Raw genomic sequence first — 14,484 nt, 5'->3', positions numbered from 1 at the left:
TGCCACGTTAAGCCACATAGCACAACACTTCGCCACCAACACCGGCAGCGCGCGCTTTGCGATCGGTCATAACACCCTTAGGGGTAGTTACGATCGCGACACCCAACCCATTCATGACTTGAGGGATTGCGTCGCGTCCTTTGTAAACTCGCAAGCCTGGTCGGCTGACACGCTCAATGCGCTCGATCACCGGACGGCCAGCGTAGTATTTGAGGGCAATTTCAAGCTCAGACTTGCCCGCTTCAGTTTTGACCTGAAAACCGTCTATGTAGCCCTCGTCTTTCAAGACCTGGGCGATTGCCACCTTCACTTTGGAGGATGGAACTTTCACGGATGCCTTTGAGACCATTTGCGCATTGCGAATGCGGGTCAGCAGGTCGGCAATGGGATCACTCATACTCATGTCGAATTTCTCCTGCTTGCTTACCAGCTGGCCTTGGTGATACCCGGGATTTCGCCGGCAAATGCCATTTCACGTACTTTGGCGCGGCCCAAACCAAATTGGCGGAAGGTACCGCGTGGGCGACCCGTAATCTCACACCGGTTGCGCTGCCGCGTCGGATTGGCATTCCGCGGCATTTGCTGCAATGCTGCGCGCGCTGCTTCACGCTCTTCATCACTACGCTTGGCATCGCCAACGATGGCCTTTAGTTCCGCATATTTATTTGCGTACTTCGCCACCAATTTTGCGCGCTTGAGCTCGCGCTGGATCAAAGCTACTTTAGCCATACGCCACCTCAATTCTTGAAGGGAAAACGGAAACCAGAAAGAAGCGCCTTGGCTTCCGCATCGGTTTTCGCCGTCGTGGTGATACTGATATTGAGACCGCGCAAGGCATCCACCTTGTCATACTCGATTTCAGGGAAAATGATCTGCTCTTTGACGCCAATGTTGTAATTTCCCCGGCCGTCAAATGCACGGCCGGAAATACCACGGAAGTCACGCACACGAGGCAGGGCGATCGTCACGAAACGATCGAGGAACTCATACATACGCACACCGCGTAACGTCACCATGCAACCAATGGGCTGGCCCTCGCGGATTTTGAATCCAGCAATGGCTTTTCTTGCTTTGGTCACCACGGGTTTTTGCCCGGCAATCTTTGTCAAATCAGCGACTGCATTGTCCATCACCTTCTTATCGGCAACAGCCTCTCCCACCCCCATGTTGAGGGTGATTTTTACGAGACGCGGTACTTCCATTGGTGAGGTATATCCGAATTGCTTCATCAATTCGGGAGCGATTTTTTCGCGGTAGATCTGTTGGAGTCGTGCCATTTTTTATTCCTTAGGCCGCCTTAATTTCCGCTCCGCTGGACTTGAAAACGCGTATACGCGTTCCGTCCGCTTGCACTTTGACTCCCACGCGATCCGCCTTTCCTGTGGCCGGATTGAATATCGCCACATTGGATTGGTGGATGGGCATGGCTTTTTCGATGATGCCTCCCATCTCATTCTTGAGCGGGTTTGGCTTGACATGTTTTTTCACCATGTTGACACCATCAACGATCAGATGCTCATCGTCTTTGCGCAGCAAAACGGTGCCACGCCGACCCTTGTCGCGCCCCGTCAACACGATGACTTCATCGCCTTTGCGAATTTTGTTCATGGCGTAACCTCAGAGAACTTCCGGAGCCAAAGAAACGATCTTCATAAAGCGCTCGGTCCGCAACTCACGCGTGACCGGGCCGAAGATCCGGGTACCGATGGGCTCCAGCTTGTTGTTGAGCAACACCGCAGCATTGCCATCGAACTTGACGAGCGAGCCATCCGCACGGCGGATGCCCTTGGCCGTACGCACCACCACCGCGTTATAGATTTCGCCTTTTTTGACGCGCCCGCGTGGGGCAGCCTCTTTGACACTCACCTTGATAATGTCACCAACGCTGGCATAACGCCGCTTGGAGCCGCCCAACACTTTGATGCACAAGACGGACTTGGCACCCGTATTGTCGGCAACCTCTAGCCGAGATTCTGTTTGGATCATTGCTTTATTCCCAACTTGCACCAGCAAACTCGCCCCTCGAAACCACTCCGAAGCAGCATTAGCCGGTCAGTCTTGGGCCCGCTGTCTGCGCTGTAAACCACTTACAACGCATACTGATGGGCAAGAAATTTCGCACGAAAAGATGCGAAGCCGCGAATTATGGCACAAAGAAAAGCCTTGTCAACACCTGGCCTTGGCTGGAACTGGAATCGCCCCAGGCACCGATGGGAGTGCCCGGCAAGCTGCCTCACCGCTCTCCGCATCCTAGGAGCCTGTCGGACTTTGGGCGTCGAAAGCGAGAATGGGCCCCAGCGAGGCCAGTTTTTGCCGGATTCGCAGCCCCATAGTGGTGCTATGGGGCAAGAAGACGGTAAAAAATGGGCCGCTGCGGCGCATTCGCAGCCGACGATTCCAAAGTCCGACAGGCTCCTAGCGACCATACTGTGCCAAAGTTTCCAGCCAAAATTTCCAGCGGCAGCGCCCATACAATGCCAACCCCGCCGACCCCGCGTGCGGCATGTCCGATCGCCCGGCTCCCATGATCCGCCTGTCTGAAATCAAACTGCCACTGAGCGCAGCAGCCGACCCCGAAGCTGCGCTGCGCGCCGCTGCAGCGCAAATGCTCGGCGTGCCACCTGTGGCGCTCGGTGCACTGCAAATTTTCAAGCGCAGCTTCGACGCGCGCAAAGCCGAGCTGCATGCGGTGTATATCGTCGATGTCACGCTGGCCGATCCAGCGCAGGAGCCCGCGCTGCTCGCCCGGTATACGGGCCATCCGCGCATCCAGGCCACGCCCGACATGCAGTGGCAGTCGCCCGGGCGTGCGCCTGCCGAGCTGGCGCTGCGCCCCGTCGTGGTCGGGTTTGGCCCCTGCGGCATTTTTGCGGCGCTCGTGCTCGCACAAATGGGTTTCAGGCCATTGGTGCTCGAGCGCGGCAAGCGCGTGCGCGAGCGCACGCGCGACACCTGGGACTTGTGGCGCCGCCGCCAGCTGCACCCCGAGAGCAACGTGCAGTTCGGCGAAGGCGGCGCGGGCACTTTCAGCGACGGCAAGCTCTACAGCCAGATCAAAGACCCGCGCCACCTGGGCCGCAAGGTCATGCAGGAGCTCGTGCAGGCCGGCGCACCGCCCGAAATCCTCACCGAGGCACACCCGCACATAGGCACGTTCAAGCTCGTCAAGGTGGTGGAGAACCTGCGCGCACAAATCCTCGCGCTGGGCGGCGAGCTGCGCTTTCAGCAGCGCGTGACCGACCTGCTCATCGACCCCGACGCACGTGGCCAGCGTCACCTGCGCGGCCTGCGCGTGCAAGACCAGGCCAGCGGCGAGAGCTACGAACTGCGCGCCGACCACGTCGTGCTGGCGCTGGGCCATAGCGCACGCGACACCTTTGCCATGCTCCATGCGCGCGGCGTGCACATGCAGGCCAAGCCGTTTTCGATCGGCGTGCGCATCGAACATCCGCAAAGCCTGATCGACCGCGCACGCTGGGGCCGCCATGCGGGCCACCCGCTGCTGGGCGCGGCGAGCTACAAGCTCGTGCACCATGCGCACAACGGGCGCACCGCGTACAGCTTTTGCATGTGCCCGGGCGGCACCGTGGTCGCGGCGACGAGCGAGCCGGGCCGCGTGGTGACGAACGGCATGAGCCAGTATTCGCGCAACGAGCGCAACGCCAACGCCGGCATGGTGGTAGGCATAGAGCCGCGCGACTACCCGCGCGATGCGCAAGCCTTTGCGGCCCTGCTCGGCGGCACCTACGGCGTCGAAGCCTTGCCAGCCGCGCAGACGCATCCGCTCGCAGGCATCGTGCTGCAGCGCGCGCTGGAGGGGCGCGCCTATGTGCTCGGCGGCAGCAATTACAACGCACCCGTGCAGCTCGTGGGTGACTTTCTCGCGGGGCGCGCCTCGCAGGCGCTGGGCAGCGTGCTGCCCTCGTACCGCCCGGGCGTCACACCCGGCGACCTGCGTGAGGTTCTGCCCGATTACGCCGTGGCGGCGCTGCGCGAAGCCCTGCCTGCATTCGGGCGCAAGATCGCGGGTTTCGATCGGCACGACGCCGTGCTCACGGGCGTGGAGACACGCACCTCGTCGCCGCTGCGCATCGAGCGCGGCGCAGATTTTCAGAGCCTGAACACGCAGGGCCTCTACCCTGCGGGCGAGGGCGCAGGCTACGCTGGCGGCATCTTGTCGGCCGGCGTCGACGGCATCAAGGTCGGCGAAGCCGTGGCGCGCAGCATCCTCGCCGCGTAGAGTCCTCGCCGCGTAGAGTCCTCGCCGCGTAGAGTCCTCGCTACAGTCAGTCAGGCGGCCGCGGCGAGCCGCGCGTGCAAGGCACGCAATTCGCGCTTGAGCACCTTGCCGATCGCGCTGCGCGGCAGCTCGTCGATCAGGTGCAGTGCCGCGAGGCGCTGCGTCTTGCCGGCGCGCGCGTTGTACCAAGCCATGATTTGCGCCGCCTCTTCATCCGCACCCGCGCGCCGGCGCACGAAGGCTACCGGCGTTTCACCCCATTGCGCCGAGGGCACGCCCGTCACGGCCACGTCCTCGACCGCGGGATGCGCGCGCAACTGCGCCTCGATGTCGCTCGGGTAGATGTTGAAGCCGCCGCTGATGATCATGTCCTTGCGGCGGTCGAGCAGGATGAGAAAACCGTCCGCATCGAAGCGCCCCACGTCGCCCGTGCGGATGAAGCGCTTGCCCGTGGCGTCGAACCATTCGGCTTCGCGCGTCTTCTCGGGCTGGCGGTGGTAGCCCGTCATCATGCTCGGCGAATGCCCCACGACTTCGCCGATTTCACCGGGCGGCAGCTCGCGCCCGGCTTCGTCGATCAGCCGGATGTCGCTGCCCGCCGCAGGGCGGCCCACGGTGTGCAGCTTGTCGGGATGCTCGTGCGCAGCCAGGATGCAGGTGCCACCGCCCTCGGTCATGCCGTAGAACTCGAACAAGGAGCCGGGCCAGCGCGCCAGCACGTCGGCCTTGAGCGCGGCCGCGAACGGCGCGCTCGTACAAAACTTGGCGCGAAACGAGGAAAGGTCGAAACGGTCGAACTCCGGCAACGCCATGATGCGCTGGTACTGCACGGGCACGAGCATGGTGTGCGTCGCGCGGATCTGCTCGGCGAGTTGCAGGTAGCGCAGGGCATCGAACTTGGGCATCAGATGCACGCTGCCGCCCCAGGCGAGCGAGGGAAAGAAGGACACGAGCGTGGTGTTCGAATACAGCGGCGTGGCCAGCAGCGTCACGCTACCGGGCCCGTAGCCGTGGGTTTGGCCGCGCAACACGTGACCCCAGCGCATGCCGTGCGACTGTACGATGCCCTTGGGCGTGCCCGTGGTGCCTGACGAATAGATGATGTTGAAGGCGTCGCCCGGCTGCACCTGCACGGGCGCGGGGGCCGCGCCTTCGGGCGCGAGCCAGGCGTCCCACGGCTGCCCCGGCGCCACGGTATCGAGCGCAACCAGAGGCATCATGCCTTCCCGCGGCAGCAAGGGGACGGCCTGCGCATCGACGAAGAAAAGGCGCGCCTGCGCGTCGCCGAGCATGGCCGCAAGCGCATCTGCCGTCACCGAGGGCGCGAGCGGCGCGACCACCACGCCGGCGCGCAGGGCGCCCAGGCACAAAGCTGCATAGCGCACCGAAGGAGCCGCGCACAGCGCGATGGCCTCGCCCGGCCGCACGCCAGAGAGCTGCAGGCTTGCGGCGATGCGATCCATCAGCGCATCGAGCTGCGCATAACTCAGGTGCGTCTGCCCGTCGGCAAGCGCGAGGGCCTGCGGCTGCGCGAGCGCGTGTGCATGCACGAGATCGGCAATGGGACGAAAGGGCAGCGAAAAAGCGCCCGCAGGCGCTTTTTCGGTAGAAGGGGCAGGATTCACCATGCAAAAACCTCAAAAATGAACCGATGACGCGCTCAAGCCTGCAGCCGCTGCAGCGCCGCGATGCGCTCCTCGATCGGTGGGTGTGTACTGAAAAGCTTGCCTATGTCGCCCGCGATGCCAAACGCCGCCATGCTCTGGGGCAGCTCGGCCGGGTGCAGTCCGCCCAGGCGTGCAAGCGCATGGATCATGGGCTCGCGCCGCCCCAAAAGCAGCACCGAGCCGGCGTCGGCACGAAATTCGCGCTGGCGGCTGAACCAGGCGACGATGATCGCAGCCAGAAAGCCCAGCACGACGTCGAGCACGAAGGTGGTGACCATGTAGCCTATGCCCGGGCCGCTGTCGCGCTCGTCATTGCGGCGCAAAAAGCTGTCGACCATGAAGCCGATGACGCGCGAGAGAAACACCACGAAGGTATTCATCACCCCTTGGATCAACGCCATGGTAACCATGTCACCATTCGCGATGTGCGCGATTTCGTGGCCCAGCACGGCCTCGATTTCTTCATGCGTCATGTTCTCGAGCAAGCCCGTGGAAACGGCCACGAGCGCCGAATTCTTGAACGCGCCCGTCGCAAAGGCATTCGGGTCGCCGTCAAAGATGCCGACCTCGGGCATCGCGATGCCGGCCCTGTCGGCGAGCCGACGCACGGTATCGAGCAGCCAGGCTTCATCGGCGTTGCGCGGCTGCTCTATCACCTGCACGCCTGCGCTCCACTTGGCCATGGGCTTGCTCATGAGCAACGAGATGATCGCGCCGCCAAAGCCCATCACAAAGGCAAAGCCCAGCAGGGCGCCAAAGTTCATCCCCTGGGCCGTGAGGTAGCGGTTCACGCCGAGCAGGCTGGCGACCACGCCCAGCACGACCACCACGGCGAGGTTGGTCAAAAGGAACAGAAAAATGCGTTTCATGGGTTCTCCTCGTCAATGCAAGAGGGCAACTGCGCCAGCACATAGGGGCGGCGCAAGGCGGTTCAATAAGCAGGCCCAGCCCGGCTACGCGATGTTGTGCTTTTGAGGACGTACCGTGCCGAGCGGCGCATGATAAGAACAACGACGCCAGCGGAAGGAGAAAACCGGTATTCCGTACGGGTAAAAGCCTGAGGGCCGCGCTCGCACAGCAGCGTCTCACTCCGTGGTCGACGGACTCCAGAAGGCCTGCGTGATGCAATCGAGCGCTGCAAGCCGGTCGATGAGGGCGTCCAGGTGTTCGCCATCGACCGAGCTGGCCGAGAGCACGGCTTCGATCTGTACCGCGTCGGCTCCGAAGGCGTGCACGTTCAGGCCCCGCGTCGGGTATTCCGCGGCTTCGAGCGCTTCTTCGAGCCGGTCCAGGGCCTCGCGCTGACGCGCTTTGGGGGCGATGACGAACACTGTGTGCGTCGCCTCCACCGCCTTGGTATCGAGCGGCTGGCGTTCGATGCGGTTGACCACCGGGCGCAACAAAGTATTGGCCGCGAGCACGCACAGCGCGCCCAGCGCTGCCTCCACGATCATGTCCGCACCGGCGCAGGCGCCCACCGCGGCCGAGCCCCACAAGGTGGCCGCAGTGTTCAGCCCGCGCACGTTGCCCTCCTCGCGCATGATCACGCCCGCGCCCAGAAAGCCTATGCCCGAAACGACGTAGGCGATCACGCGCACCGCGCCATCAGGCCCGCCGAGGCGGTTGGCCAAGTCCACGAAAATCGCCGCGCCGACGGCCACGAGCACGTTCGTGCGCAGACCTGCCGTGCGCTGGCGGTACTGGCGCTCGAGGCCGATGAGCCCGCCCAGCACGAAGGCCGCGAGCAGGCTCACGGCCGTATCCAGCGCGGAAACGGGATTGATGTTGGCTACGGCCTGCATGTTGATGCGTTTAACGTGTGGGTGTCACTGCCAGCCGAAGCGCCGCGCGTAAAAACCCTTCATGGCCTGCGTCAGCAGCATGTAGCCGAGCAAAATCAGCCCGAGTATTGGAAAGTACGCGAGCGGCAGCGGCTGCAGCTTGAAGTAGTGCGCGAGCGGTCCCATGGGCAGAAAAATGCCGATGGCCATGATCGCGGCCGTGGTGGCGAGCAACAAGGGCGCAGGGCGGCTTTGCAGGAATGGAATCTTGCGCGTGCGGATCATGTGCACCACCAGGGTTTGCGTCATGAGCCCTTCGACGAACCAGCCCGACTGGAACAGCGTCTGGTGCTCGGCCGAGTTGGCACCGAAGACGAACCACATGACGGCAAAGGTGACGATATCGAACACCGAGCTCACCGGCCCGAAGAACAGCATGAAGCGGCCGATGTCGGCCGGGTTCCAGCGCTGCGGGTCTTTGACCAGCTCTTCATCGACGTTGTCGAACGGAATCGCGGTCTGCGAGAAGTCGTACAGCAGGTTTTGCACCAGCAGGTGCATGGGCAGCATGGGCAGGAAGGGGATGAAGGCGCTGGCCACGAGCACCGAAAACACGTTGCCGAAGTTCGAGCTCGCCGTCATCTTGATGTATTTGAGCATGTTGGCGAAGGTCTTGCGCCCCTCGACCACGCCTTCTTCGAGCACCAGCAGGCTCTTTTCGAGCAGGATGATGTCGGCGGCCTCCTTGGCGATATCGACCGCCGTATCGACCGAAATGCCGATGTCGGCGCTGCGCAGCGCCGGGGCGTCGTTGATGCCGTCGCCCATGAAGCCGACCACGTGGCCGTTGCGCTTGAGCTGGCGCACGATGCGGTCTTTGTGCGCCGGCGTGAGCTTGGCAAACACATCGTGCGCCTCGACCACGCGCGCGAGTTCCGCGTCGTCCATGCCTTCGATGGCCGCGCCAAGCACGATGGCGCCCGCCGCAAGCCCGACTTCGCGGCAAATCTTGGCCGTGACCAGGTCGTTGTCGCCCGTGAGCACCTTGACCTTGACGCCATGCGCGGCCAGCGCCTTGAGCGCGGGTGCGGTCGATTCCTTGGGTGGATCGAGAAAGGCGACGTAGCCGATCAGCGTGAGGCCCTGCTCGTCGGCCACACCGTAGGAGTCTTTCTGCGGCGGCTCTTCCTTGCAGGCCACGGCGACCACGCGCAGGCCGTCTTCGTTGAGGTCGGCCGTCACGGCGCGCACGCGCTCGAGCAGCTCGGGCGTGAGCGGCTCGTCCTGCTCGCCGTGGCGCACGCGGTTGCAGATCGAGAGGATTTCTTCCACCGCGCCCTTGCAGATCAAGAGGTGGTGGTCTTCGCGCTCGGACACCACGACCGACATGCGCCGGCGCTGGAAGTCGAACGGGATTTCATCGACCTTGCGGTAGTTGGCCGCGGGGTTGAGCTGCTTGTGCACTTCGGTGTGTTCGAGCACCGCCACGTCGAGCAGGTTTTTCAGACCGGTCTGGTAGTAGCTGTTGAGGTAGGCCATCTCGAGCACGTCGTCGGATTCTTCGCCCCACACGTCGATGTGGCGCGCGAGAAAGATCTTGTCCTGCGTGAGCGTGCCGGTCTTGTCGGTGCACAGCACGTCCATGGCGCCGAAGTTCTGGATCGCGTCGAGGCGTTTGACGATCACCTTCTGGCGCGACAGGAGCACCGCGCCCTTGGCCAGCGTGGAGGTGACGATCATCGGCAGCATTTCGGGCGTCAGCCCCACGGCGATGGACATGGCGAACAAAAACGCCTCGGTCCAGTTGCCCTTGGTGAAGCCGTTGATCAGCAGCACCAGCGGCGACATCACGAACATGAAGCGGATCAGCAGCCACGCCACCTTGTTCACGCCTGCCTGGAACTGCGTGGGCGCCTGGCTGGTCGCCGTCACGCGCTGGGCCAGCGCGCCGAAGTAGGTGCGCCCGCCCGTGTGCACCACCACCGCCGTGGCCGAGCCCGAGACCACGTTGGTGCCCATGAACACGATGTTCTCGAGCTCGAGCGGATTGCCCACGTCGGTGCTGCGCAAGGTGGCGAATTTTTCCACCGGCAGCGACTCGCCCGTCATGGCCGCCTGGCTCACGAACAAGTCCTTGGCCGAGAGGATGCGGCAGTCCGCCGGGATCATGTCGCCGGCCGAGAGCAGCACGATGTCGCCGGGCACGAGCTCGGCCATGGGCACTTCCACGCGCCGCGGCGGCTTGACGTGCAGCTGCACGTCGAAATACGTCGCCGCCGTGTTGACCACGTCCTGCCCGAACGATCGCCGCATGACCGTCGCGGTGTTGCTGACCATGGCCTTGAGCTTGTCGGCGGCGACGTGCGATTTGCGCTCCTGCCAGAAACGGATGGCCACCGAGAGCACGACCATGGAGCCGATCACGATGGTCGCCTTCATGTCCTCGGTGAGGTAGGAGATCACCGCAAGCAGCGTCAGCAGCAGGTCGAACGGTGTCTTGTAGCAGCGCCACAGGTGCAACCACCAAGGCACGGGCTTGTCCTGCTCGATCACATTGGGGCCGACACGCTCGCGCAACTGCTCGACCTGCGCCTCGGTCAGGCCCTCGGGATGGCTGCCGAGCTGCTGCAGCAGCGCATCCGGATCGCTTTGCGCCGCGGCCACCAGAGTCTGCGCGAGCGCAGGCGGCACCTCGCGGCTCACGGTCGTGCTGGCGACGCTGTCGAGCATGACCAGGCGCCGAAAGTGCCGCCCAAGTCCACGCGAGCGCACGAAGCTGGCAAAGAGTTCTTTGAGCAGGGACAGGTTCATGGTTGGCTCCTTGCGACCGCACAGAAATCAATCGCCAGCGGCGGCCGCCTGGGTGGATGCGTTGTGGGTGTCAAAACTCGGAGTGCAGGCGAACGGCAAAAAAGTTCACCGGACCACGAGACGCGTTGTAGGCAGGATGTTCGACATGCTGCCAGTCAAAGGTCAACCACACGTGCCGCACGGCTGCCCAGCTGTAAAAAACCTCGGTGATCTTTTCGCAACGGTACTCCAAGCTGCCATCACCAATGAAGGCGCTGATACCGCCGCGGGCCAGGTAGGCTTGCCGCTGGCCGGAGATGCCGTTGCGCACGGCCGCCACGCCCACGACATCCTGCTCTCTACCCCACGCTTGGCCTTGCACGAGCGCACCGCCAGAGACAGTGTTGTCGATCTCGGTAAAAGCGTAAGTCTCGGTTTTGCCATCGGAGCGGCTTGCGCGGACGAACACACCTACGCCAGAAGCCACTTCCTGCTCGATGTTCAACCCCCAACCTGTCTTGTGGTGTTCGCGCCAACGTACCGCATCGAGATGGGGTGTCGTGCCAGTGGTCGCAGCGACGTCAAGTGCATCCTGAAAGCGCGACATCTTTGCGCGGCCGCGGAAAACGAGCAGACGCAATTTGCCCGGGTGGCCGAGGGCTTTGTGGGCATGCTCGAGTTCGACCTGATCGCCGTAGTGCTCGAAGATACGCGTATCTATGGGTAAACCATTGGGATCTTTGGGTTGCATGAAGCGCCCGGCGCGCACGGCCCAGGCGTCGTGGTACCACTCGAGCACGGTGCCCCAGGTGTAGCCTTTCGCATCTGCGGGGTAGTCGTAAGCGCCATTTGCCATCAACGCCCAATTCATGAACTGGGTGCGCGGGTCATGGCTGTAGGCGTTGGCGTCGAAAATGTCCGTCACGGCAAGCTTACCGGCAGTAAACACCCAACGCCGCGCAGCGACCGAGCCTGCGAGCTGGTTCTGCCCCGATTCGACCACCGTGCGCTCACCCTCTTCACCCCAGGTCTGGCGCAGGAAAAAACGTGCCACGTTGAATTTGAGCGTGGTCGAGGCGCCGCGCGCCATTTCGCCGTTGGTGAATCCACCCAGACCGGTCAAATTGCTCAAGGGCGCCTCTTGCGCGACCTCCGGATTGAAATAGAGCTCGCCAGCCGGCCAGGGACGGAATCCGAAAAAGGCGGTGCTCGTAAAAGAATAGCTTTTTTCGTGTGCTGGCGACAGACTGTTCGGCCCTGAATACGCTGCAGCAAACGCATTCTTGGCCTGCCAGATATAGGTTGCCTGGAACTTGGCATTCCAGGATTCGCTGCCTGCGTCCTGGCCGGCCAGTGCCTCGCCGGTGAACGTTATACAGCCGCAAAGGGCCACCATGGAAGCGAGCGCCCTACGGCGCTGAGAAGGGATTTTGTGCATGACTTCCCGGCTCGGACGCCTGTAGGAGCCCGAGTTCCAAACCTGTTTTCGTTGATTTTTGGGAAGTGAGAAAACGGCCTTGCCTTACCGCCAGTGCTTCACTACCCGCCGCTGAGGCAGGGTAGCAACCGCGCATTACCCGGTCGTGACACCTGCCTCTGGTGTGCCAATGAGTGGCTGACAACTGGGACTTTCCATGAAGATATGTGCTCCGAAAATGAATGCGCGCGGATTCTGTCACAACGAGGGGATGCTTGCCTTCTCTTTTTCCTATACCCCGTTTCTCACCAGGCGCCAGGGCAGCGCCTCGCCCGCGCGCAGCGGCTTGAGTTCACCCTCGCCAAAGGCAAAGCGCTCGGGCGGCGTCCAGCTTTCGCGGCGCAGCGTCACCCGGCCCGGGTTGCGCGGCAGGCCGTAAAAGGCCGGGCCGTGGAAGCTCGCAAAGGCTTCGAGCTTGTCGAGCGCGCCGGCCGCGTCGAAGGCTTCGGCGTACATCTCGAGCGCGGCGTGCGCGGTGTAGCAGCCCGCGCAGCCCGTGGCGTGCTCCTTGAGGTGCGCGGGGTGCGGGGCGCTGTCGGTGCCGAGGAAGAACTTGGGACTGCCGCTCGTGGCCGCCTGCACGAGCGCCTGGCGGTGCACCTCGCGCTTGAGCACGGGCAGGCAGTAGTAATGCGGCCGAATGCCGCCCTGGAAGATCGCGTTGCGGTTGAACAGCAGGTGGTGCGCGGTGATCGTCGCGGCCGTGCAGGCGTCGCTGCCGGCCACGTATTGCGCGGCCTCGCGTGTGGTGATGTGCTCGAAGACGATCTTGAGCGCGGGGAAGTCGCGCCGCAGCGGGATCAGGCGCGTGTCTATGAACACGGCCTCGCGGTCGAACACATCGACCGCGGGGTCGGTGACCTCGCCGTGTAGCAGCAGCGGCATGCCCAGGCGCTGCATGGCTTCGAGCGTGGGGTAGGTTTTGCGCAGATCGGTCACGCCCGCGTCGCTGTTGGTCGTGGCGCCGGCCGGGTAGAGCTTGACCGCGACTACGCCGGCCGCGTGCGCGCGCTCGACCTCCGCGGGGGCGAGCTGGTCGGTGAGGTACAGCGTCATGAGCGGCTCGAAGTGCAGGCCCGCAGGCACGGCGGCAAGGATGCGCTGCCGGTACGCGAGCGCCTGCGCCGTCGTGGTCACGGGCGGGCGCAGGTTGGGCATGATGATCGCGCGCCCGAACTGCGCCGCCGTGTGCGGCACCACGGTCTGCAGTGCGGCCCCGTCGCGCACATGCAGGTGCCAGTCGTCGGGGCGGGTGAGGGTCAGGGTGGTGGCTGCGGTGTTCATGGCGGAGATTGTCCCATCGGTGCAGATGCTTCTTTAATCATAGCCTTCAGCGCTTGATATGCCTTGTCAGAAGGCCAAAAACGCTTGAAATCATTGACCAGCGTCGCACCCGTATTGTTTGCCGGTAATATGCCCTACCTACCAACCGGGGAGTTGCCATGGGCCAAGCCGCAGAAAAACCCGTTTTCACGCCGCAGGACTACCTCGCCTGGGAGGCCGAGCAGCCCGAGCGCCATGAATACCTCGATGGTGAAGTGTTCGCCATGGCCGGCGCCGAAGACCGGCACGTGACGGTGTCCGGCAACCTCTACATGGCCTTGCGCCAGCACCTGCGCGGTAGCTCCTGCCGCACCTACATGAGCGAGATGCGCCTGCATGTGGCCGCGGCGAATGGCTACTTTTACCCCGATGTGATGGTGACTTGCAGCGCCCGCGACCTCGCGAGCCCGCTCGTCAAGACCGAGCCCAAGCTGATCGTCGAAGTGCTCTCGCCCAGCACCGCTGCCTATGACCGCGGCCTCAAGTTCAGCCATTACCGGCGCCTCGAGAGCCTCGAGGAATACGCGCTCATTGACCTCGACACGCGCAGCACCGACTGCTTTCGCAAAAGCGCCGAGGGCCTGTGGGTGCTGCACCCGTTCGCATGCGACGAAACCGTGGTGCTCGCAAGCGTGGGCCTGGAGCTGCCGCCAGAGCAGCTGTTTGCCGATGTGATCGATTGAGCCTTGCGCTTTCATCCACCACCCGAGGACCTCGCCATGGGCCAAGCCGCAGAAAAACCTGTTTTCACTCCACAGGATTACCTTGCCTGGGAGGCCGAGCAGCCCGAGCGCCATGAATACCTCGACGGTGAAGTGTTCGCCATGGCCGGCGCCGAAGACCGGCACGTGACGGTCAGCATGAACCTCGCTTTTGCGCTGCGCCAGCACCTGCGCGGCAGCCCGTGTCGCACCTACATGAGCGAGATGCGCCTGCATGTGGCCGCGGCCAATGGCTACTTTTACCCCGATGTGATGGTGACTTGCAGCGCCCGCGACCTCGCGAGCCCGCTCGTCAAGACCGAGCCCAAACTGATCGTCGAAGTGCTCTCGCCGAGCACCGCCGCCTACGACCGCGGCCTCAAGTTCAGCCATTACCGGCGCCTCGAGAGCCTCGAGGAATACGCGCTCATTGACCTCGACACGCGCAGCACCGACTGCTTTCGCAAAAGCGCCGAGGGCCTGTGGGTGCTGCACCCGTTCGCAC

General features: G+C 63.4%; 14 protein-coding genes. 3 read left to right on the top strand and 11 right to left on the bottom strand.

Features of this window, described 5'->3' with window-relative positions:
- Window positions 1-7: 7 nt before the first annotated feature.
- The 5 genes from rpsH to rplN are packed head-to-tail and all read right to left on the bottom strand — an operon-like array spanning window position 8 to window position 1,986.
- Window positions 8-403 (bottom strand): 30S ribosomal protein S8, encoded by a 396-nt coding sequence (gene rpsH, locus DFR45_RS06530; RefSeq protein WP_114482892.1) that lies wholly within the window; start codon window positions 401-403, stop codon window positions 8-10.
- 20 nt (window positions 404-423) lie between these two features.
- A complete protein-coding gene (rpsN, locus tag DFR45_RS06525) occupies window positions 424-729 on the bottom strand; it encodes a 30S ribosomal protein S14 (RefSeq protein ID WP_114482891.1) in 306 nt (101 codons plus the stop codon).
- Window positions 730-737: 8 nt separating this feature from the next.
- Window positions 738-1,277, bottom strand: a complete 540-nt coding sequence (gene rplE, locus DFR45_RS06520; RefSeq protein ID WP_114482890.1) for a 50S ribosomal protein L5 — start codon at window positions 1,275-1,277, stop codon at window positions 738-740.
- A 10-nt stretch (window positions 1,278-1,287) separates the two neighbouring features.
- Entirely contained in the window at window positions 1,288-1,608 is a 321-nt protein-coding gene (rplX, locus tag DFR45_RS06515) for a 50S ribosomal protein L24 (RefSeq protein WP_114482889.1), read from the bottom strand.
- 9 nt (window positions 1,609-1,617) lie between these two features.
- Window positions 1,618-1,986 (bottom strand): 50S ribosomal protein L14, encoded by a 369-nt coding sequence (gene rplN / locus DFR45_RS06510; protein ID WP_114482888.1) that lies wholly within the window; start codon window positions 1,984-1,986, stop codon window positions 1,618-1,620.
- A 538-nt stretch (window positions 1,987-2,524) separates the two neighbouring features.
- On the opposite strand from rplN, the gene DFR45_RS06505 reads away from it, so the two are divergent.
- Window positions 2,525-4,240, top strand: coding sequence for an NAD(P)/FAD-dependent oxidoreductase (locus DFR45_RS06505; protein WP_114482887.1), 1,716 nt, complete (start codon window positions 2,525-2,527; stop codon window positions 4,238-4,240).
- A 50-nt stretch (window positions 4,241-4,290) separates the two neighbouring features.
- On the opposite strand, the gene DFR45_RS06500 is transcribed toward DFR45_RS06505, so the two are convergent.
- The 6 genes from DFR45_RS06500 to pyrC form a co-directional block, all read right to left on the bottom strand.
- Window positions 4,291-5,868 carry a class I adenylate-forming enzyme family protein gene (locus tag DFR45_RS06500; RefSeq protein WP_114482886.1) on the bottom strand — a complete coding sequence of 526 codons (1,578 nt, stop codon included), beginning with the start codon at window positions 5,866-5,868 and terminating at the stop codon, window positions 4,291-4,293.
- A 32-nt stretch (window positions 5,869-5,900) separates the two neighbouring features.
- Window positions 5,901-6,776: a protease HtpX gene (gene htpX / locus DFR45_RS06495; RefSeq protein WP_114482885.1), complete on the bottom strand. Its 876-nt coding sequence runs from the start codon at window positions 6,774-6,776 to the stop codon at window positions 5,901-5,903.
- Between the two features lie 216 nt (window positions 6,777-6,992).
- Window positions 6,993-7,709 carry an MgtC/SapB family protein gene (locus DFR45_RS06490; RefSeq protein WP_114482884.1) on the bottom strand — a complete coding sequence of 239 codons (717 nt, stop codon included), beginning with the start codon at window positions 7,707-7,709 and terminating at the stop codon, window positions 6,993-6,995.
- Between the two features lie 24 nt (window positions 7,710-7,733).
- Window positions 7,734-10,499: a magnesium-translocating P-type ATPase gene (mgtA, locus tag DFR45_RS06485; protein WP_114482883.1), complete on the bottom strand. Its 2,766-nt coding sequence runs from the start codon at window positions 10,497-10,499 to the stop codon at window positions 7,734-7,736.
- Window positions 10,500-10,569: 70 nt separating this feature from the next.
- Window positions 10,570-11,916 (bottom strand): carbohydrate porin, encoded by a 1,347-nt coding sequence (locus tag DFR45_RS06480; protein ID WP_241659288.1) that lies wholly within the window; start codon window positions 11,914-11,916, stop codon window positions 10,570-10,572.
- A 270-nt stretch (window positions 11,917-12,186) separates the two neighbouring features.
- Window positions 12,187-13,239: a dihydroorotase gene (gene pyrC, locus DFR45_RS06475; RefSeq protein ID WP_114482881.1), complete on the bottom strand. Its 1,053-nt coding sequence runs from the start codon at window positions 13,237-13,239 to the stop codon at window positions 12,187-12,189.
- 158 nt (window positions 13,240-13,397) lie between these two features.
- Between pyrC and DFR45_RS06470 the strand changes: the two genes are divergently transcribed.
- The gene (locus DFR45_RS06470; RefSeq protein ID WP_114482880.1) at window positions 13,398-13,961 is read left to right on the top strand and encodes a Uma2 family endonuclease; all 564 of its coding nucleotides are present in this window, start codon (window positions 13,398-13,400) and stop codon (window positions 13,959-13,961) included.
- 36 nt (window positions 13,962-13,997) lie between these two features.
- Window positions 13,998-14,484: Uma2 family endonuclease (locus DFR45_RS06465; RefSeq protein ID WP_147269958.1), on the top strand; the 487-nt coding region annotated here is incomplete at its 3' end.

The organism is Extensimonas vulgaris, assembly GCF_003337425.1.
Lineage (GTDB): Bacteria > Pseudomonadota > Gammaproteobacteria > Burkholderiales > Burkholderiaceae_C > Extensimonas > Extensimonas vulgaris.
This window is presented reverse-complemented; position numbering and strand designations above follow the sequence as displayed.

Excerpts from the sequence above, each read along its gene's own strand:
- rpsH (WP_114482892.1), bottom strand. The coding sequence starts at position 403 with ATGAGTATGAGTGATCCCATTGCCGACCTGCTGACCCGCATTCGCAAT.
- rpsN (WP_114482891.1), bottom strand. The coding sequence starts at position 729 with ATGGCTAAAGTAGCTTTGATCCAGCGCGAGCTCAAGCGCGCAAAATTG.
- rplE (WP_114482890.1), bottom strand. The coding sequence starts at position 1,277 with ATGGCACGACTCCAACAGATCTACCGCGAAAAAATCGCTCCCGAATTG.
- rplX (WP_114482889.1), bottom strand. The coding sequence starts at position 1,608 with ATGAACAAAATTCGCAAAGGCGATGAAGTCATCGTGTTGACGGGGCGC.
- rplN (WP_114482888.1), bottom strand. The coding sequence starts at position 1,986 with ATGATCCAAACAGAATCTCGGCTAGAGGTTGCCGACAATACGGGTGCC.
- DFR45_RS06505 (WP_114482887.1), top strand. The coding sequence starts at position 2,525 with ATGATCCGCCTGTCTGAAATCAAACTGCCACTGAGCGCAGCAGCCGAC.
- DFR45_RS06500 (WP_114482886.1), bottom strand. The coding sequence starts at position 5,868 with ATGGTGAATCCTGCCCCTTCTACCGAAAAAGCGCCTGCGGGCGCTTTT.
- htpX (WP_114482885.1), bottom strand. The coding sequence starts at position 6,776 with ATGAAACGCATTTTTCTGTTCCTTTTGACCAACCTCGCCGTGGTGGTC.
- DFR45_RS06490 (WP_114482884.1), bottom strand. The coding sequence starts at position 7,709 with ATGCAGGCCGTAGCCAACATCAATCCCGTTTCCGCGCTGGATACGGCC.
- mgtA (WP_114482883.1), bottom strand. The coding sequence starts at position 10,499 with ATGAACCTGTCCCTGCTCAAAGAACTCTTTGCCAGCTTCGTGCGCTCG.
- DFR45_RS06480 (WP_241659288.1), bottom strand. The coding sequence starts at position 11,916 with ATGCACAAAATCCCTTCTCAGCGCCGTAGGGCGCTCGCTTCCATGGTG.
- pyrC (WP_114482881.1), bottom strand. The coding sequence starts at position 13,239 with ATGAACACCGCAGCCACCACCCTGACCCTCACCCGCCCCGACGACTGG.
- DFR45_RS06470 (WP_114482880.1), top strand. The coding sequence starts at position 13,398 with ATGGGCCAAGCCGCAGAAAAACCCGTTTTCACGCCGCAGGACTACCTC.